The 19,794-nt window shown below is 46.8% G+C and carries 19 protein-coding genes; 2 read left to right on the forward strand and 17 right to left on the reverse strand.

What is annotated here, in order from left to right; all coding sequences use genetic code 11:
* Positions 1-70 precede the first annotated feature (70 nt).
* From JOC27_RS03830 to rpsU, 7 genes are all read right to left on the reverse strand, one after another.
* Positions 71-1,000 carry a PhoH family protein gene (locus JOC27_RS03830; RefSeq protein ID WP_205005800.1) on the reverse strand — a complete coding sequence of 310 codons (930 nt, stop codon included), beginning with the start codon at positions 998-1,000 and terminating at the stop codon, positions 71-73.
* Between the two features lie 131 nt (positions 1,001-1,131).
* Entirely contained in the window at positions 1,132-2,358 is a 1,227-nt protein-coding gene (yqfD, locus tag JOC27_RS03835) for a sporulation protein YqfD (protein ID WP_205005686.1), read from the reverse strand.
* Between the two features lie 15 nt (positions 2,359-2,373).
* Entirely contained in the window at positions 2,374-2,658 is a 285-nt protein-coding gene (yqfC, locus tag JOC27_RS03840; RefSeq protein ID WP_205005687.1) for a sporulation protein YqfC, read from the reverse strand.
* Between the two features lie 687 nt (positions 2,659-3,345).
* Positions 3,346-3,759: a hypothetical protein gene (locus tag JOC27_RS03845; protein ID WP_205005688.1), complete on the reverse strand. Its 414-nt coding sequence runs from the start codon at positions 3,757-3,759 to the stop codon at positions 3,346-3,348.
* 35 nt (positions 3,760-3,794) lie between these two features.
* A complete protein-coding gene (floA, locus tag JOC27_RS03850; RefSeq protein ID WP_205005801.1) occupies positions 3,795-4,796 on the reverse strand; it encodes a flotillin-like protein FloA in 1,002 nt (333 codons plus the stop codon).
* 329 nt (positions 4,797-5,125) lie between these two features.
* The gene (locus JOC27_RS03855) at positions 5,126-5,569 is read right to left on the reverse strand and encodes a GatB/YqeY domain-containing protein (RefSeq protein WP_205005689.1); all 444 of its coding nucleotides are present in this window, start codon (positions 5,567-5,569) and stop codon (positions 5,126-5,128) included.
* Positions 5,570-5,585: 16 nt separating this feature from the next.
* Complete coding sequence (gene rpsU, locus JOC27_RS03860; RefSeq protein ID WP_205005690.1) at positions 5,586-5,765, reverse strand: 30S ribosomal protein S21; 180 nt, start codon at positions 5,763-5,765, stop codon at positions 5,586-5,588.
* A 233-nt stretch (positions 5,766-5,998) separates the two neighbouring features.
* Between rpsU and JOC27_RS03865 the strand changes: the two genes are divergently transcribed.
* Entirely contained in the window at positions 5,999-6,919 is a 921-nt protein-coding gene (locus JOC27_RS03865; RefSeq protein ID WP_205005691.1) for a Na/Pi symporter, read from the forward strand.
* A gap of 11 nt (positions 6,920-6,930) precedes the next feature.
* Here the strand turns inward: JOC27_RS03865 and mtaB are convergent, their stop codons facing one another.
* The 10 genes from mtaB to JOC27_RS03915 all read right to left on the reverse strand — a co-directional run bounded on the left by mtaB (position 6,931) and on the right by JOC27_RS03915 (position 19,531).
* Positions 6,931-8,304 (reverse strand): tRNA (N(6)-L-threonylcarbamoyladenosine(37)-C(2))-methylthiotransferase MtaB, encoded by a 1,374-nt coding sequence (gene mtaB, locus JOC27_RS03870; RefSeq protein WP_205005692.1) that lies wholly within the window; start codon positions 8,302-8,304, stop codon positions 6,931-6,933.
* A gap of 198 nt (positions 8,305-8,502) precedes the next feature.
* Positions 8,503-9,258, reverse strand: a complete 756-nt coding sequence (locus JOC27_RS03875; protein ID WP_205005693.1) for a 16S rRNA (uracil(1498)-N(3))-methyltransferase — start codon at positions 9,256-9,258, stop codon at positions 8,503-8,505.
* Between the two features lies 1 nt (position 9,259).
* Complete coding sequence (gene prmA, locus JOC27_RS03880; protein WP_205005694.1) at positions 9,260-10,204, reverse strand: 50S ribosomal protein L11 methyltransferase; 945 nt, start codon at positions 10,202-10,204, stop codon at positions 9,260-9,262.
* Positions 10,205-10,313: 109 nt separating this feature from the next.
* On the reverse strand, positions 10,314-11,447 hold the full coding sequence (gene dnaJ, locus JOC27_RS03885) for a molecular chaperone DnaJ (protein WP_205005695.1): 1,134 nt from the start codon (positions 11,445-11,447) through the stop codon (positions 10,314-10,316).
* 435 nt (positions 11,448-11,882) lie between these two features.
* On the reverse strand, positions 11,883-13,727 hold the full coding sequence (gene dnaK, locus JOC27_RS03890; RefSeq protein WP_205005696.1) for a molecular chaperone DnaK: 1,845 nt from the start codon (positions 13,725-13,727) through the stop codon (positions 11,883-11,885).
* 79 nt (positions 13,728-13,806) lie between these two features.
* Positions 13,807-14,430, reverse strand: coding sequence for a nucleotide exchange factor GrpE (gene grpE, locus JOC27_RS03895; RefSeq protein WP_205005697.1), 624 nt, complete (start codon positions 14,428-14,430; stop codon positions 13,807-13,809).
* Between the two features lie 46 nt (positions 14,431-14,476).
* Positions 14,477-15,511: a heat-inducible transcriptional repressor HrcA gene (gene hrcA, locus JOC27_RS03900; protein ID WP_205005698.1), complete on the reverse strand. Its 1,035-nt coding sequence runs from the start codon at positions 15,509-15,511 to the stop codon at positions 14,477-14,479.
* 610 nt (positions 15,512-16,121) lie between these two features.
* Entirely contained in the window at positions 16,122-17,273 is a 1,152-nt protein-coding gene (gene hemW / locus JOC27_RS03905) for a radical SAM family heme chaperone HemW (RefSeq protein WP_205005699.1), read from the reverse strand.
* Positions 17,266-19,089 carry a translation elongation factor 4 gene (gene lepA, locus JOC27_RS03910; RefSeq protein ID WP_205005700.1) on the reverse strand — a complete coding sequence of 608 codons (1,824 nt, stop codon included), beginning with the start codon at positions 19,087-19,089 and terminating at the stop codon, positions 17,266-17,268. Before lepA ends, hemW begins: the two co-directional genes overlap by 8 nt.
* A gap of 103 nt (positions 19,090-19,192) precedes the next feature.
* Complete coding sequence (locus tag JOC27_RS03915; protein ID WP_205005701.1) at positions 19,193-19,531, reverse strand: hypothetical protein; 339 nt, start codon at positions 19,529-19,531, stop codon at positions 19,193-19,195.
* 129 nt (positions 19,532-19,660) lie between these two features.
* On the opposite strand from JOC27_RS03915, the gene JOC27_RS13510 reads away from it, so the two are divergent.
* Positions 19,661-19,792, forward strand: a complete 132-nt coding sequence (locus JOC27_RS13510; protein ID WP_275587769.1) for a hypothetical protein — start codon at positions 19,661-19,663, stop codon at positions 19,790-19,792.
* The last annotated feature ends 2 nt before the right edge of the window (positions 19,793-19,794 follow it).

The following is a 19,794-nucleotide window of genomic DNA, read 5'->3' on the forward strand; positions in this document are numbered from 1 at the left end:
CCAGGGGCCATCTAAACTCATACTCTCCCTAAGGCCCGAATAGTTGGCCCTTCACTCGAAGCCATTCTGTTTAATCGTTATAGGCCTCGATGATCCGCTGCACGAGCGGGTGACGGACAACGTCAATACTTTTTAAATCGATAAAGGAGATCCCTGGAATCGCCCCGAGCAATTCGCGAGCTGCCCGTAATCCGGATTGCTTTCCTTTCGGCAAATCGACCTGTGTAACGTCACCGGTTATAATCATTTTTGATCCAAACCCAAGCCGCGTCAGGAACATCTTCATTTGTTCCTGCGTCGTATTCTGGGCTTCATCCAAAATAACATAGGCGTCTTCCAACGTACGGCCACGCATATAGGCAAGTGGCGCAATTTCAATCGTTCCACGTTCGATCAGGCGCAGCGTATGTTCCACGCCGAGCACATCATGCAAGGCATCATAAAGTGGCCGCAGATACGGATCAACTTTCTCCTTGAGATCGCCTGGAAGAAAACCGAGGTTTTCTCCCGCTTCGACCGCGGGACGAGTGAGAATCAGCCGCTTAATCGTGCCCGCTTTCAAGGCAGTAACCGCCATAACGACCGCCAAATAGGTTTTCCCGGTGCCAGCTGGTCCGATCGCAAAGACCATATCATTCGCTTTCATCGCCTGCACGTATTGACGCTGCCCCGGTGTTTTGGCACGAATCGGTTTCCCTTTTGCATTGGTCGCTATTTCTGTTTCATAGAGGCTGCCAAACACACCCAGCTGCCCAGACTCCGCCATCTTCAGCGCATAGACGACATCTCGCTGTGAGACGGCAATCCCGCGACGAATCAACTGCAACAATGCCTTCAATACGTCGTCGATGATCCCGACATCCGATTCCTTCTCTGTGGAAATGCTGATTGAGCCGCCGCGGGTTACAATCGAGACATTCAATGTCTTCTCGATGATCTTAAGATGGGCATCACCCGGTCCGAACAAAGTCAGCGCTTCATTTGCATGCTCCCAATTCATGGTCAAAGTATATAAGTGGCGTTCTGGCAAGCTTTGTGTATCCTCCTCAAATTCAGTTCACTTTTTAACTCATTTTACCATAGGTTACCCTTTTAATACCAATTTGTATCCGAATCAGGCGATCCTGCTCTTCAATTTCTTTGATTTTCTACTTTTTTCTTTAATTTTGCTTTCTCCGAACGGCTATCGAAGTTTTGATAGCGACCGATGTTTTCATAGACCACCTGATGACTGGATATGAATAAAACGCGGTGACGCACTGTTTTTTTGTCAATCACTGTTGAAACGATCTCTGCATTAGGGCCAAGCTGCCCGAGTAATTTCTGATCTGCCGCTTCTCCTGCCTCGTCCAATGCCTCTTGCAACGACAAACGCCGCGTGATTTGTTTTTTTTCTCTGAATGTGATCGTCTGCCAGTCAATCGGCATCTTCCAAAATAAAAAGCGGATGGCCCGGTTTTCCGTTTCTTTATCAGCGTTTGGGAACGGGTGATTGCTAAATCCCCAGATTGGCATCGGAAAATTCCAGAACTTCAGACGATATTGTGTCTTGCTTTTACCGGTGTAAAGGGTGTAACGGCCGGAGAGCGGGATCTGAACTTGTGTCTCGTACCATGTTTCGCCAATCACCTGGCCTTGGGCAGCAACGAATCGGTATGATTTTTCATCACCGATTCGCCCTAAAACAAGCAACTGGCCAGGCTTGACAAATTGATTACTCTCAACAACAGGCTGTCCCTTTTCAACGTAAAGTTTTTGAATAATTGCCTGCTTGGTGGCAACAATATTTCTCGGACCGGCACCTTTGCCCTTGCGTGGGTATTTCTTCTGAACAACATCGACGCGATAGGTGGTTCCATCACGTGAGACACCGATCCATGTGACCTTAGACAGCTTGGCGGATAATTGCGTTTCAATCTGTTTCGTGTTCGGCACAAAGAAATCGAGCGACCCAGGATAGAGATGCTGCTTACTCAATAGTGTACGGATCTGTGCCTCAAGTCTCGGATCTGCGCCTTTCACCTGCACCGACCAGACCATATTAGACAAGACAAGGAGAATCCCGAGAAAAAAAAGCAGACCGATAACAATGCCCATTCGTCCTTGTACTCTTTTGACGAAGAAGGGCAGGCCTTTCTTCTCCAGTATCCGGATTCTACATCCAGAACGCGTCAAAGCTTCCCTCAACCATTCTGGATCAGGCTGTTTCATGGAACAAATGATGGTTGTCTCATTTTTTCGCTGAATTGACCAAAGTGGGATACCTTGCTGCACGCACTCCCTGAGAAATGCTTCCGGTGCCCGACCGCTGACTTCTGCTTTTATTGAACCCCCGATCGGGGAAATCCGCTTTTCCACGCCCGCACGCTCCTCTTAGTGTTCAACGAACTGAACTGATTTGACTAAACCTTCGAGCAAGATTTCCTTTTCAAGAATGACTTCCAGAACAAAATGCTCGCCGCCAATATGTAGTTCGCCTTTTTCCAAGGCAAGAATAAGCTGATTGTCTGAAAAATGAACGACGCTTTGATAGTTTTCGATGGAAAGATGGGATTGACCGACTAGCGTGACTTTCGGCAGATCCATAATGATATCTGCGGGAATATCCGAGATTTCGGAAAACCACTTCTTCATTTGACGGGTCCACTTTTTCTTCATCTCTTTCCACCTCTTTAAACTCTATGATGCATCACGCACATGTAGCACTTGAAACATGACATTGATAATGGATCGTTAAAAACATTAGAAAAACTTGACGAAGCCAAATCCTTGAACAACAGCTGAATCTTAGTTTTTCTTATACTTAATTCCTCTGAAACCTCATTCATTCTTAACGTATTAGAAAAACTTGACGAAACCAAATCCTTGAACAACGGCTGAATCTTAGTTTTTCTTATACTTAATTCCTCTGAAACCTTATACGTTCTTAACGTATTAGAAAAACTCGGTGTAGCCAAATCTGTTTTGTAACATTACGCTCCGGATGCTCGCTTGCCGCGGGCGCACCGCGAGCCTTCTTGAACAGGCAATAGTCTGCGGGGTCTCGCTGGCACGCTGTTCCCGCAGGCGTCTCGCGCCTTCGCTCCATGTTTTTCACAAATTCTTATATAAATTCTTAAGCCGTAAAAAAAGAATGCCCCAAGGTGTTTCCCCTTGAGGCATTCTTTTTCTCGTATTGGTTTATAATATTTCATCATTTTTTAGAAAAACTTGACAAGCCAAGTCTTTTGAACAATGGCGAAGCCTTAGTTTTTCTTATACTTAATTCCTTTGAAATCTTTATACTTTCTTAACGTCATGAGATAAACCAGGCTATGTTTGGTCTCTTTTCGAGGTTATACATTCTCATCGTTTAAAAAAGCGATGGGGTTCAACGGCACGTGGCTTGCCGATACACGCTGCAAATAGAAAAGCGTGACGAACTGCCTGGCGATCGGACAGCCATTCCGGTCGACTTCCAGTTCTGTGACTCGGCGTAAGCGGAGGCTTTGCAACCGACGCTTTATCCGCTTTCTGTATCTTCTCCTGTGCTTCCTGAGAACGACTCCGGAGCTGACTGCTCAGCGTCTCTAAAGGAAGCGCCATTTTCTCGCGTTTCAGATCAGACGAATGCGGACGCGCCACTTGAGTCGGCGCTTTTGCTAAACGTTTTCGCCTTTCTTCTCGACGCTTTTGTTCAGCGGCATTCTGCTTTTCAACTTGTTTTGCCACATAAATAAAAATAGAAATAGCAAAAAAAATGATGGTAATCACACTCATCAGGAAGTCAACTCCTACCAAGCATCATGCTGGCTTTATTTGTATTCGTCGCCTGAAGAACTATCCGCTTCGCTGCTATTATTGCCGAACGAGTGGCGCATTTCCGTATCTGCCTTGATATTATTGTAATTCATATAATCCATCACGCCGAGTTTTCCTTCTTTTAATGCGCTGGCCATGGCAAGCGGCACTTCAGACTCAGCTTCAACGACTTTCGCACGCATCTCTTCAACTCGGGCACGCATTTCTTGCTCTTTGGCGACCGCCATCGCGCGTCGTTCCTCAGCCTTAGCCTGAGCAATATTCTTATCAGCTTCCGCTTGTTCCGTCTGCAAAAACGCCCCGATATTTTTGCCAACATCGACATCGGCAATATCAATCGATAGAATTTCAAATGCGGTGCCGGCATCTAGCCCTTTCTCAAGTACAGTTTTGGAAATGGTATCTGGATTTTTTAGTACGTCCTTATGGGTATGGGACGCGCCAATTGTGCTGACCACGCCTTCACCGACGCGGGCAACAACTGTTTCTTCGCCTGCGCCGCCGACAAGTCGATCAATATTGGCACGTACAGTAATTCGCGCCTTTACTTTGACTTCAATCCCATTGATAGCCACGCCGGCAATATACGGTGTCTCGATGACCTTCGGGTTTACACTCATTTGAACCGCTTCAAGCACATTGCGGCCTGCCAAATCAATTGCTGCCGCCCGTTCGAAAGTCAGCGCAATATTGGCGCGATGCGCAGCAATCAATGCATTGACTACGCGATCGACATTGCCTCCGGCCAAATAGTGACTTTCAAGCTGATTGGTATGCAGATCAAGACCGGCTTTAATCGCTTTGATCAGTGGGTCTATCACACGTCTTGGAATGACCCTTCTGAGGCGCATACCGATTAATGTAAAAATACTGATTCGTACGCCAGAGGATAGGGCTGAGATCCAAAGCATAACCGGCACAAAGGTGAAAAGCACAGCGATTGCGATGATGATCAACGCGGCAATAATAAGAATCATCACTGTAGAGGTACTCATCATAGAACCATCTCCTTCATTAGCGGGAACTGTCCATCAGTTCCTTCGCTGCAGTTCAATGCTGCAAAAACTATTCTTATTAATTATAGCAAGCATTCATTCAAGAAGCCTATTATTTTTGTGAATTTTGAATATTTGGCGAAAGATACCTTTGGGACGATGAATGAAATTCGATAAACTTTCAACGATTGCTAGTGATGGAGAGTAGGGGCCTAGCGCCGGGGATTAAATGCAACACAAAAAAATGATCAGCTTCAGGAGCGAACGCAGCCAATAAGAAATCCCTGTTTGCCGGAGCAGACAGGGATTTCATGTCGTTCATGAATGGATTAATTTAGTTTACCGCGCACAAGACGATTTATCAGACTTCCATCGGCGCGCCCTTTAACTTTCGGCATGATTGCTTTCATCACTTTGCCGATATCCGCTTTGGAAACAGCGCCGACTTCTGAAATTGTTTCATCGACAATAGACTGCACATCGTCTTCCGATAACTGTTCAGGTAAATAGGATTGAACAATAGCAATTTCAAAGCTGACTTCGTCAACCAGGTCATGTCGGCCTGCATTTTCAAACTCTTGGAGGGAGTCTTTCCTCTGCTTAAGTTCACGGGTCAGAACCGCCAGCGCCTCTTCATCCGATAACTGATTACCCGTCTTGATCGACTCGTTATGCAGCGATGTTTTAAGCATACGAATAACGGAAAGCCGAGCTTTCTCTCGTGCTTTCATCGCTTCTTTCATATCGTTAGTCAAGCGATCAATTAGGTTCATCTAGCAAAACTCCTTCTCAGAACTTGCGACGTTTTTTGCGTGCAGCCTCAGATTTTTTCTTGCGCTTAACGCTTGGTTTCTCGTAGTTTCTCCGCTTCTTGACTTCCGCTAAAGTGCCGGATTTCGAAACCGACCTTTTAAACCGTCTCAGAGCGTCTTCAATCGATTCATTCTTGCGAACCTTTGTCTCGACCATCTATGTTTCCCTCCCTCCAAAAAAACGAAAGCAACTTAAATGACATCTTTTATGTCACTTGACATTATATACGATAGTCCAAAATTTATCAAATGCCCACATAAATCTCTGTACATTAATCATTGATCAGAAAAGCAGAAACAAAGAGATTCTATTGCGGCAAAATCATAAGGGGCAATGATTTTGTCATTGTTCAGAAACTTGTCCAATAGAATAGGACGAGGTGATCAAAAGTGGATCAGAACGTCCTGCTCTTTTTGCTTTATATTCTTCTTTTTCTGCTCGGCATGGGGGTAATGTCCGGCGGCATGCACCACTTGCTTGGCAATAAAATGCGCCGCACACTTCAACGAGCTGCCAATACACCAATGAAGGGGCTTTTGATCGGTACGCTCGCCTCTATGCTACTACAGAGCAGTTCAGCAGTAACGATTATTACCGTCGGTCTGATCGGTGCCCGCGCGATTCGCTTTTCCCAGAGCGTTGGTATTATACTCGGCGCTAATATCGGGACCACATTAACCGGAGAAATTGCTGCTTTGCCACTTGGATCGATGCATTTTCTTTTTTTCGGCCTGGGTCTCTTGCTCATGTGCCTACCCAATCGCAAATTGTTTTCGATCGGTTCATTCTCATTCGGACTCGGCTGTCTGTTCGCATCCATGCACGGCTTCAGTTCGCTTGCAGAACCACTCACACAATCGCCATTTATCCGAGATTTAATTGTCGACGCAAACGGCAGCATGTTCTATGCCGTTCTTGTCGGCGTACTCTTTTCAGCAATCATCCAGTCCAGTGCAGCAACGATACTCGTTTGCATGGGATTTCTCGATCATCAGATTCTTTCTTTGGCAGCGGCAATTGCGATCATGTTCGGTTCCAATATTGGCACGTGTCTGACGACATATATCGCTAGCCTAGGCGCAGGAAAAGAAGCCCGCTGGACTGCCTACACACATATTCTGTTCAATGTGCTGAGCGTCGTTCTGTTTCTTCCTTTTATCTATTTCCTGTCTGATCTCTCACTAGCAATTGCCGGCAGCGAAAAAGTGGCGCTCGCTCATACGTCTGTTATCTTTAACCTAATCACAGCCTTAGTGTCTGTACCACTTGCCGGACCTTACGGGCGCTGGGTCGAACGGAAGCGTTTATAAGCGAACTTTCTTTAGTCGCCGACTTCTATCGCTTGGACTCTATCTTCAGTCAGATCCACCGGATCGAGCACACGTAGGAAAAGTCCTTCATTGATTGGAAAACCGGTTTGCGTCAGCTTCACGCGAACAAGCTGACCGACAATATCATGTGATGGGTATTGAAATTTAACTTTCAAATAGTTGTCAGTGAAACCAACATAATAGCCGTCTTCTTCATGATGATTCATCGGTTCCTCAGGGATGACAACCACGACCTGATCCTGGTAATGCGCCGCATATTCTTTTGATAACCGTTCAGATAAGGCAATCAAACGTGCAACCCGCTCATGCTTTATTGCCTCATCCACCTGATCCGGCATTGTCGCAGCAGGCGTCCCCGTCCGTTGGGAATAAGGGAAGACGTGAAGCTCCGAAAAACGCATTTTTTCAATAAAATCATAGGTTTCTTGGAATTCTTCTTCCGTCTCACCAGGAAACCCAACAATTACATCAGACGTCAATGCAAAGTCAGGCAATGCCGCCCGAAGTGCTTCAATTTTCTCTGCAAAAAAAGCGGTCGTGTACTTGCGATGCATCCGCTCTAAAACGCCGTCTGAACCGGCTTGCAACGGAATATGCAAATGGCGGGCAATCACCTTGGAATGATTGACAACATCAATCACTTCATCAGAGATTTGACTCGCTTCGATTGAAGAAATGCGCAGACGTTTGAGACCAACTACCTTTGCTTCCAAATCGCGTAGCAAGGCGGCAAAATTATAATCAGTCATGTCTTCGCCATAGCCCGCTGTATGAATTCCTGTTAATACAATTTCCTTATAGCCCGCATGGACAAGCTGCTGCGCCTGGCGGATGACGGCATCCGGCTGACGTGAACGAAGCAAGCCTCGCGCCCACGGAATCACGCAGAAGGTACAAAAGTTATTGCAGCCTTCCTGAATTTTCAGTGAGGCACGTGTGCGATCAGTAAATTCTGGCACATCCAATTCTTCGTAAACTTTTGCTTTCATGATATCACTAACGCCATTAATCGGTTCCCGTTCCCGCTGAAATTGCTTAATAAAACCGAGCAATTTACCCCGATCTCGTGTGCCGACGACGATATCCACACCGGGTATCGACATCACTTCCGCGGGCGAAGTCTGCGCATAACAGCCCGTGACACAAATCACGGCTTCCGGATTATTGCGAATCGCGCGGCGAATAATCTGGCGGCTCTTTTGATCACTCGTATTTGTTACGGTGCATGTGTTAATTATGTAAACATCTGCATGTTTTTCAAATGGCTTGCGTTCATAGCCGCCGGTTTTGAAAAGCTGCCAGATCGATTCCGTTTCGTAGTGATTGACTTTGCAGCCCAACGTATGAAAAGCTACTGAAGGCATTGGGGTTCCCCCTATTCATTTAGCTTTATTAAAATTTGTTCTTGTTTTTAATCGTTTATTGCTATGTGTTCGCTTGCCGCGGGCGCACCGCGGGCTTCGGGCAGACATAAATCTGCGCGGCCCGTCTGGCACGCTGTTCCCGCAAGCGTCTCACACATTGCCTCTTGGTCAGAAAAACAACATTAAATTTTAACATAGCTATTCATTTAATAATTCAAAATGGTAAGAAACAAAGGATAAGAGACTAATCGACGCGGTTTCTGTCCGCAAAATTCGTGGCCCGAGGCCGCATAGAACAAATCCGTTTGCCTCAAGCGAGGCTGCCTCGTCTGCCGTTAAGCCACCTTCAGGGCCAATAACGGCAAGCAATCGCTCACCTGCTCGCATTTGCTGCAGAAGCGTTGGCAAGCGCTTCTGCTCGCCTTGTTTGGCGGTTTCTTCATATGCGACCATTTTCCAATCGAAATTATTCCCGAAGGCAATTAATTCCTGCAGATCCATCGGCTGATAAATTTCCGGCAGATGCAACCGATGTGATTGTTCCGCTGCTTCCTTTGCAATACGATGTAGTCGGGCCAGTTTCTTCGCAACCTTATCGGAAGGCCAGGATGCAATTGAACGCGCCGCATGGAAAGGGAGAAAGGCATAAGCGCCGCATTCAGTTGCCTTCTGAACAATTGTATCAAATTTGTCACCTTTTGGTATACCCTGCGCAAGAACAAGTTGCACTGGCAACTCAGGGCTCTCCTCGAGACGCGAACAAATGACTGCTGTCACCTTATGCTCCTCAATCTTCTGAATGAGACACCGATAACCTTCCCCATGGCTATTGACACAGAGAATCGGATCCGACTCAGACATTCGCATCACCCGACGGATGTGGTGCGCATCATCACCTGTAATCTGAACCTCGGAATTTGTAAACTGATTGTCAGGCACAAAATAGCGCTGCATGTCATTCACCTCTGACAGCAACTAGGCAAACCCAGTCTTCTTTTTCACGACTGTCGATAATTTTCAGCCCGGCAGCGTGTAGTGCTTGTGCCACTTGTTCTTTTTTTGCACGAATAATCCCCGATACGATCAGAATGCCGTTTGGCTGTTGCAATAATGCAGCGACATCGGCTTCAGCAAGACGCAGAACTAATTCTGCAAGCAAATTGCCAACAATCACATCATAATGCGGAGCAAGGCCCTGAATTAAATCATTGCGCTTGACTTTGGCAATATCCTGTACCTTATTGAGCTTAATATTCAATTTTGCGGAGTCAACTGCTACTTGATCAAGATCGACGCCTAAAACGGACGCAGCACCAAGTTTTGCGGACGCAATGGACAAAACACCGGTCCCTGTGCCAACGTCCAATACTTTAGCGCCAGGGCGTACATACTGTTCCAATGCCTCGATGCAAAGAACGGTCGTCGGATGGGTCCCGGTACCAAAAGCCATGCCGGGATCCAATTCGATACTTTGGCGATCCCGATCTTCCGATTTGAAGTCAATCCATGTCGGCACGATTACAAATTTCTCGCCAACAGCGACCGGCTTATAATATTTCTTCCAGGCGGTCGCCCACTCTTCTTCGTTGCGCTCACTGATTGTAATCTGACTTTCACCGATATTGATCGCGTACTGCCGCAGATCGGCAATCGATTGTTTGATTTCAGCAACTGTTTCGCCGAGAAAACTAGTCACTGGCAAATAAGCTTTAACATTCACACCGTCAATTGGAAAATCCTCCGGATCGAGTTGATAATCTTCATCTTGGGCAAGCTGAGCCTTCTCCAGATCCAGCGAGTCCTCAATGACAACGCCTCCAGCACCTGCCTCGTAGAGAATATTGGTAATTGGGTCGATCGCCTCTTCAATTGTGTGAATGCATATTTCTGACCATTTCATTCCGCATTTTTCTCCGATCTTTGAAAAAAGTCCACTGCGCCAAAAATTAAGAAGGAAAACGCTGTGCGCCAAATAAAGCGTCTCACGTTTTCCGATCCTAGCCTAAACTTTAGTCTGCCTTAAATACTTTCTTTTTCATCTTATCAAAAATATTTCCTTCATCGTTCGGCGACTCGTTTTGTAGACCGCCAAGTTTTCGAAAAATTGTTTTTTGCTCTTCAGTCAGATGTTTCGGCGTAACGACTTTCACAGTCACATGTTCATCGCCCTGGCCATAGCCGCGCACATTCTTAATACCTTTTCCTTTTAGACGGAATTTGGTGCCCGTTTGCGTACCAGCAGGAATCCGCAGACGCACGTTACCATAGAGCGTTGGCACCTCGATCTCATCACCAAGTGCCACTTGAGCAAAGTGAAGCGGCACTTCCAAATAAACATTATCCCCGTCACGTTGAAAGATCTTATGTGGTTTAACATTGAAGACGATGTACAAATCGCCAGATGGTCCTCCGTTGGCACCGGATTCACCGTGGCCCGACAAACGGATCTGTTGGCCATCGTCAATGCCAGCTGGAATTTTAACTTCAATTTTCTTGTTGACTTTGACTTTTCCCTTTCCGTTGCAAGTATGGCATGGATTCTTGACGATTTTTCCTGTTCCGTGACAATACGAGCAGACTCTGCGATTGACAATACGTCCAAAAGGAGTGTCTTGTTCGGTGTTCATCTGGCCGGTTCCATGACAATGCGCGCATGTTTCTGGTTTCGTACCTGGTTTGGCACCTGTTCCGTGGCACGTGCTGCATGTTTCTTCTTTGGGCACGCGAATTTCCGTCGTCTTACCAAAAGCCGCTTCCTCAAAAGTTATTGTCATCTCGTACTGAAGATCAGCACCTTGCCGCGGTGCGTTCGGATCGCGCCGTCTGCCGCCGCCATTGAAAATCTGGTCAAAAATATCACCGAAGCCGAAATCGGCGCCACCAAATCCCTGACCGCCAAATCCTCCGCCACCAAATCCTTGGTTCGGGTCTTCTTCACCAAATTGGTCATATTGTGCCCTTTTCTGTGGATCGCTGAGCACTTCATACGCCTTTGAAATTTCCTTAAACTTTTCAGGGGCGTCCGGATCTTTATTAACATCAGGATGGTATTTTCTGGCGAGCCCGCGGAACGCCTTCTTTATCTCGTCCTTTGACGCGTCTTTGCTGACGCCGAGTATCTCATAATAATCCTTCTTGCTCATCAAATCACTCCCGGAATGACTTCACTCTAATAATTAAGACCGTGCCCTGCATTTCATACTATTTTTGCTCCTAAGCGCCTGCTATGAGGACCATTTGATTAGAATGGCGAAACCAAAGCCTTTTTTTGCTGCTATTGCGCTTCGGCTGCTCGCTTGCCGCGGGCAGGACGGGAGCCTCCTCAGACAGGCTAAAAATCTGCGGGGTCTCCCCTGTCCTGCTCATTCCGCAGGCGTCTCGCGCCTCTCCTGCTTTTTCACAAGGTTATTCTACCGCATATAGGGTCAATGATAGCATTGAAACGAGCATTTAAGCAAGAAAAAGCCAAAGCCAAGACCCGGGTCCGACTTCGACTTTTCCTGAAAACTATTGTTTCATTACTACATATGCTGAAACAAGGTTTTTGGATGCCTGTTTCTCATTCAAGCACATAGCACTTATTTTTTCTTGTTTTTGTCGTCGTCAACTTCCTTATAATCTGCATCGACAACATTGTCATCATTTTTCTTGCCACTTTCAGCCTTGCCGCCGGCATTTTCTGCAGCGCCTTGGCTTTGTGCCTGCTGATACAGCTTGACAGACAATTGCTGAACGATTTCGTTCAGTTCGTCCTTCGCTTTCTTGATAGCATCAATATCTTTGCCTTCCAAAGCCTTTTTCAATTTGTCTTTAGCCGCATCGGCTTTCGACTTTTCAGCTGCGTCTACCTTATCGCCGAGATCTTTCAGTGTTTTCTCTGTGGCGAAAATCAGCTGATCGGCTTCATTGCGTGTATCGACTTCTTCTTTACGCTTCTTATCGGCTTCTGCATTAGATTCTGCGTCTTTCACCATCTTGTCGATTTCTTCATCGCTCAGACCTGATGAGGATTGAATCGTAATCGACTGTTCTTTATTCGTTCCTTTGTCCTTCGCCTTAACGTTGACAATACCGTTGGCGTCAATTTCAAAGGTCACTTCGATCTGTGGAATACCGCGCGGTGCCGGCGGAATATCCGTCAATTGGAAACGGCCGAGCGTTTTGTTGTCAGCAGCCATCTGACGTTCACCCTGAAGGACGTGGATGTCAACAGCAGTCTGATTGTCAGCAGCCGTTGAGAACACTTGCGATTTGCTTGTTGGGATCGTCGTGTTGCGGTCGATCAGTTTCGTGAAGACACCGCCCATTGTTTCGATACCCAGAGACAATGGAGTGACATCCAAGAGGACAACGTCCTTAACATCGCCAGTCAGGACACCACCTTGAATGGCCGCGCCAACGGCAACAACTTCATCTGGGTTCACACCCTTGCTTGCTTCTTTACCGGTCAGATTCTTAATTGCGTTCTGTACAGCAGGAATACGTGTTGACCCGCCGACAAGAATAATTTTATCAATATCATCCATGGTCATATCGGCATCGGAAAGTGCCTGACGAACCGGCCCCATTGTTGATTCAACGAGATCTGCAGTTAATTCATCAAATTTCGCGCGTGACAGATTATTTTCCAAGTGTTTCGGGCCGCTCGCATCCGCAGAAATGAAGGGCAGGGAAATGGAAGCTTGCGACACGCCGGACAATTCCTTCTTGGCTTTTTCCGCTGCGTCTTTCAAACGTTGCAGCGCCATCTTGTCATTAGACAAATCAAGGCCTGTTTCTTTCTTGAATTCACTGATCAAATAGTCAATAATCCGCTGATCGAAGTCATCACCACCGAGGTGATTATTGCCGGCCGTTGCCTTAACTTCAAAAATACCATCGCCAAGTTCGAGAATCGAAACATCAAATGTACCGCCGCCAAGGTCAAAGACGAGAATCGTCTGATCTTCGCCCTTGTCAAGGCCATAAGCGAGTGATGCTGCCGTCGGTTCGTTAATAATACGTAACACTTCAAGTCCAGCAATTTTCCCAGCATCTTTTGTTGCCTGGCGCTGCGCGTCGTTGAAATAAGCTGGAACAGTAATAACGGCCTTATCTACCGTTTCACCAAGATAAGCTTCAGCATCGGCTTTTAGTTTCTGCAAAATGATCGCTGAGATTTCCTGTGGCGTATATTTCTTGTCTTCAACTTCTACTTTGTAATCCGATCCCATATGTCTTTTAATGGAGAGAATGGTATTCGGGTTGGTTACGGCCTGACGTTTGGCTACTTCACCAACTTGGCGTTCACCATTTTTGAATGCAACGGCTGACGGAGTCGTCCGCGCACCTTCCGGATTCGGAATGACGACTGGTTCGCCGCCTTCCATTACTGCAACGCAGGAGTTTGTAGTTCCTAAGTCAATTCCAATAATTTTGCTCATGTTCTTTTCCTCCCAATATAATCAAAACCGTCAGATGATTGATAGAGAACGGTCAAAAAACTTAATTCATTTCAGCGCATCAGGCGCTTACTTTTACCATCGCCGGACGCAGGACGCGTCCGTTCAATGTATAACCCATTTGCAGAACATCGATCACGATACCTGGTTCATGTTCCGTGCTTGCTTCCTGCATGACTGCCTGATGCACATTCGGATCAAACGGTTTGCCGAGCGATTCAATCGGTTCAACGCCTTCTTTTTTCAACGCAGCTTTCAGCTTCGTCAGAACCATTTCCATGCCCTTCTTCAGAGCGGCGCCGTCTTCAGACACTGTTTCCACAGCCAATGCGCGTTCAAAATTATCGAGTGTTTCCAGCATATCGGTCACAATATCTTGCGCACGAAATTTTCTGGCATCGGACTTTTCCTTATTCGTCCGTTTGCGGAAATTATCAAAATCTGCTTGAGCGCGAAGCAAACGATTCGTTACATCTTGATTTTCTTTCATTAGTTTATCAATCTGCTCTGCCTGAGCTTTTGCGTTCTTTTCCGCTTCTTCAAGTTTTTCCGTAAGTGGATCCTTCTCTGCGGCAGCCGCCTTAGCTGCCTTGTCTTCCTGGTTCACCGCTTCAGCCTCTGAACGTGTTGCGTGTTCTTCTTCGATAATCGTTTTCTTTTCTTCTTCATTTGCCTGTTTTGCCATAGGCTCACCTCCCGAGAAACTTTGCTTTCGACTCCAAAATTTGCGATTAATGTGGGTCGTGCTCCTTATCTGTGAGCGATTGCGACAGTGATCTGGACAACACGTCGATCAAGGTCACAACGCGGGGATAAGCCATCCGCTTCGGCCCAATAACGGCGACCGTTCCGACATGTCCTTCACCAAGTGAATAGTTAGTCGTGATTATGCTGCAATCTTCAAACCCGCTCAATTTAATTTCCTTACCTATCCGAATATGCACACCCGAGGGCGGAATATTCAGCAGTTCGCGAACAAGATCCTTTCCCTCCAGAACATTAAAAAAAGAAATAATTTTGTTTACATCCTGAAATTCAGGTTGCGTCAACATATTGCTTTTACCGCTATAAAAAACACGATCCGACTCGTTTTTCTTGAAGCCGCTCGTCAAGAGCGTCATCACCTGCTTGTAGTTGCGGACATTCTCACGCAAAGCGGCCTTAACTTCATCTTGCAGGCGGTTTTGCAAGTCATAAAGCGGCACATTAATCAGTTTGTCATTGAGTATATTGACGATCTTCTCAATGTCCTCCGCCGCAAATTCATCAGGAAAGGCAACGACACGATTTTCCACATGCCCCGTATCCGTAACAAAAATCAAGACGCCTTGATTTTCCGTCAGCTTGACCAACTGAATATGTTTCAGCTTCATTTCAAGGAGTTCCGGTCCCAGCATGATTGACGTGTAACTTGTGAACTCCGACAAAAGTTTCGCTGTAATCCGGATTAGATCTTCTTTTTCGCTGAACTGCTTTCGGTAAGTCTGACGAATATTCCCCATTTCCGACTCGCTGAGACGAACCGGCGAAAGCAAATGATCGACGTAGAATCGATACCCTTTTTCAGAAGGAACTCTTCCGGAGGACAAATGGGTCTTCTCCAGGAACCCCATCTCTTCCAAATCCGCGAGTTCATTACGAATCGTTGCCGGACTGAAATGAACATCGTCACGTTTCGCTATCGAACGAGATCCCACAGGTTCGGCTGAGACAATATAGTCATTAACAAGCAGCTGTAGCAAAAACAACTGACGTTCTGTTAACATCCAATCACCTCTGTTAGCACTCTCTTAACCCGAGTGCTAATTCTACTTTAAAATTTACCAACTTCCCGCCCATTTGTCAAATTATTTTTGCCTCTTTTTATCACGCCGCCATATAGATTACGCGGAGAAAATTATCGGTTGGTTCGGTGGCACTCATTCGGATCTTTTCTCGTTGCCAATCGTTTTATGCACGAAAAAAACAGCTGCTTCATCAGGCTGCGAACGAATTGGTGATCTTTACACGTGTAGCGATTAGCAAAATAGATAAACTAGGCCTTGCCCCGTCTTTATTTAGCAACAAATGTGCTGCGGCTGCTCGCTTGCCGCGGGCGATCCGTGAGCCTCCTCAAACAGGCTGGAATCTGCGGGGTCTCACTTGGCTCGCTGTTCCCGCAGGCGTCTCGCACCTTCGCGCCATTTTTTATCAAAAGTCAAAACCCAACATAGTCTGGGTCTTCTTTTACAAACAACTGCGTTCCTGCCACTCGCTTGCCGCGCGTTGGAAGCCGCGAAACTATATCTTGATTGGATTCAAAATCATATTATTTTTACTTTCCAAGCAACAAAAAAAAATCAGCCGCGACGCGTTAGCTGATTTGATACGCATTTTTTATGAAAGCAGAAAGGCTTCAAACACATCATTACCAAGGAATATACCGCGGTTCGTCAGTCGCACGCGGCCATCCTGTTCAACAAGCAGCCCGCGTTTTTTCAAATCAGCGATTTGATCACCGTAAACACTATCCAGCGTTCGACCGAATTTACGGGCGAACGTGTCTATACTGACACCCCGCATCATCCGCAGGCCAAGAAATAATTGCTCTTCGATGCGCTCATCCTCGCTCACTTCATGAACTGAGGAGCGGCCACGTCCAAATTGAGCAACTGCGTCGATATACTTTTTGACCGGCCCTGCATTCGCGTAGCGCATGCCTTGAACATAGCCGTGTGCACCGGCCCCGATACCGTAATATTCCTCATTGGACCAGTACAGTGAATTGTGCCGTCCTTCATAACCCGGACGGGCAAAATTACTGATCTCATAATGACGTAGCCCGTGTTTCTCCAACTCAAATAGAATCTGACCATACATATCGGCTTCTATATCCTCACCAGGCAGACGCAACTCGCCTTTTTTCATCAGGTTATGAAAAATCGTCCTCGGCTCAACCTGAAGCGAATAAATGGAAATATGCGGTGTATCCAACTCCAGCGCCGTCGCGATCGATTCACGCAGCGATGTTTCGGTTTGCCCGGGCAATGCAAACATCAAATCAAGCGTCAGGTTGTCAAATCCGGCCTGCTGTGCCCGCCGCACAGCCGCGCGCGCTTCTTCCGCCGTATGCGCGCGACCGATTGTACGAAGCAGATCGTCATCAAAAGTCTGCACGCCAATGCTGAGTCGATTGACGCCATGATCCTTCATCAGTTGCAATTTTTCATCCGTCAGATTTTCCGGATTCGCCTCGACGGTAAATTCCTTGACCCTATCTGCTTGAAAATAGCGACAAACATCATCTAGCAACCGTTCCAACTGGCGATTATTTAGCGCGGTTGGCGTACCACCGCCGATATAAACAGTCTGCGCCGGTCCAAGCTCAGAATAATTGATCATTTCTTGGGTCAATGCGTCAAGATAGTGATCGACCGGCTGGTTTTTCAAGAAAAATTTATTAAAATCGCAGTATGCGCAAATATGATCACAAAAGGGGATATGAATATACGCCCCGCGCGGCGGTCGGTTGCTTACGTGCTCAGTCATCATGGCTCATCTTGAAGACAGACATAAAGGCTTCTTGCGGCACTTCGACACTACCAACCGCTTTCATCCGCTTTTTGCCCTCCTTCTGCTTCTCAAGTAATTTTCTTTTTCGGGAAACGTCGCCGCCGTAGCATTTAGCAAGCACATTTTTCCGCAGCGCTTTGATTGTTGAGCGGGCAATGACTTTTTGCCCAATCGCCGCTTGAATCGGTACTTCAAATTGCTGACGTGGTATCAGTTCTTTTAATTTCTCGACGATAGCCCTTCCGCGATCGTAAGCAAACTCTTTGTGTACAATTACGGATAAGGCGTCCACTTTTTCCGCATTAAGAAGGATGTCCATTTTAACTAAGTCGCTCATCTTATAGCCATGCATCTCATAATCCATAGAGGCGTAACCTTTAGTACTCGATTTGAGCGAATCAAAAAAATCATACATGATTTCCGAGAGCGGCAAGTCATAAATCACATGGGTTCGGTTCGCATCTAAATATTCCATCGTTTGAAATTCGCCGCGCTTACGTTGGCAGAGTTCCATGACCGCGCCAACGTAGTCGTTCGGTGTCATAATCGTTGCCCGCACATAAGGTTCTTCGATTGACTCGATAAATTTGCGCTCCGGCATTTCGGAAGGGTTGCCGACTTCTTCCGTCGTCCCGTCCGTGTGCACGACTTTATAAATGACGCTCGGCGCAGTGGCGATCAAATCAATATTGAATTCCCGTTCCAAGCGTTCTTGGACGATATCCATATGAAGCAGACCGAGAAAACCGCAACGGAAGCCGAAACCAAGCGCTTCAGACGTTTCCGGTTCATATTGCAATGCGGCGTCATTCAGTTCTAAGCGTCCAAGTGCTTCACGCAAATCGTTATAACGCGCGGTGTCAATCGGATAGAGGCCGCAATAAACCATTGGATTCATCCGCCGATAACCAGGCAGCGGTTCAGCAGCTGAACGTTCGGCACCGGTCACCGTATCGCCAACCCGCGTCTCATGAACCGATTTAATCGATGCCGTCAAAAAGCCAACATCGCCGACAGAGAGTGCATCACGTGTCTCGATTTTCGGCGTTGATACACCAACCTCGAGCACTTCGAACTCTTTTCCAGTCGCCATCATTTTAATTTTATCGCCGACGCGCAGCGTCCCGTCAATAATTCGTACGTAGACGACAACACCGCGATAGGCGTCATAAAGCGAATCAAAAATCAATGCCCGCAGCGGAGCTTCCGGATCGCCTTTTGGTGCTGGAATTTTATCAATAATTTGCTGCATGATCGCATCGGTACCAATGCCCGTTTTCGCTGAAGCGAGAACTGCATCCGAGGCATCTAGACCGATATCGTCTTCAACTTCTTGTTTCACCCGATCTGGATCCGCGTTCGGCAAATCGATTTTATTGATAACCGGAATAATTTCCAAATCATTTTCCAAAGCCAGATAAACGTTCGCCAGTGTTTGCGCCTCAACACCCTGCGCTGCGTCGACAACAAGAAGCGCGCCCTCGCACGCGGCCAAGCTACGCGAGACTTCATAAGAAAAATCGACATGCCCCGGGGTGTCGATTAAATGAAAAATATAGGTTTCACCATCCGGTGCATGATAATTCAATTCCACCGCATTAAGCTTGATCGTAATCCCACGTTCGCGCTCGAGATCCATCGCATCAAGCGTCTGTGCTTTCATCTCCCGCTCTGTGAGGGCTTGTGTCGCCTCCAGAATGCGGTCAGCCAGCGTCGATTTGCCGTGGTCAATATGGGCAATAATCGAAAAATTACGGATCCGCTCTTGCCGGCTTTTTTTAGTTTCTGACATTCTTGTTCCTCCTGCTCGCAATCCATGCTTGTTTCGATTATATCAATCGGCGTGCATCGTTTCAATCCGCAAACAGGAAGAAACCGTTAACCTGCAAGCAGGCCTAGAAGAACGCCTGCATCAGACTTTCGATAAAACTGGCAAATAAACTGACAATGCCGAGAACAAAGCGAGACATTTGAGCGGAAAAAGCACGACCAATCCGGCTACCCCCTTGTTTCGTATGCAGCGGTACCCCATCAGTCGGCTGCGACTGCGTGACTGTGGTTGCCGGAGCCGTCTGTTCAGACTGCTGCCCCGGTATAACGATCCGTGACGCGGCGGGTTCTGCCTGTGCTTGAACAGATGAAGCTGTATCACGAACCATTACAGCCCCATAAATGCCGCAGAATAATAGCAAAGCGATGAGTACGATTAATTCGATAAAAAATCGTCTGATCATGGTCCCACTCTCCTTCCGCTCTCTATCAATCGTATGCGGCGAATCTAGCATTATGACGGTTTATCGTTCGTCTCGCAGCTGCTTTTTCGATATAATAGAGAATAAAGATTTTTTTGGAGGTGACAGACGATGCAGCAGCGTAGCAACCAGGATTTGTCGCATAAAAAGACGGCCTATCAAAAAGTCGGCTACTGGATAGCCGCGCTCTTTTTTCTGCTCGTGGCCTTTGCTATTATCTATGCATTTTTATTGGGCGTATAAAC

It is taken from the genome of Sporolactobacillus spathodeae (genome assembly GCF_016908935.1).
Classification (GTDB): domain Bacteria; phylum Bacillota; class Bacilli; order Bacillales; family Sporolactobacillaceae; genus Sporolactobacillus; species Sporolactobacillus spathodeae.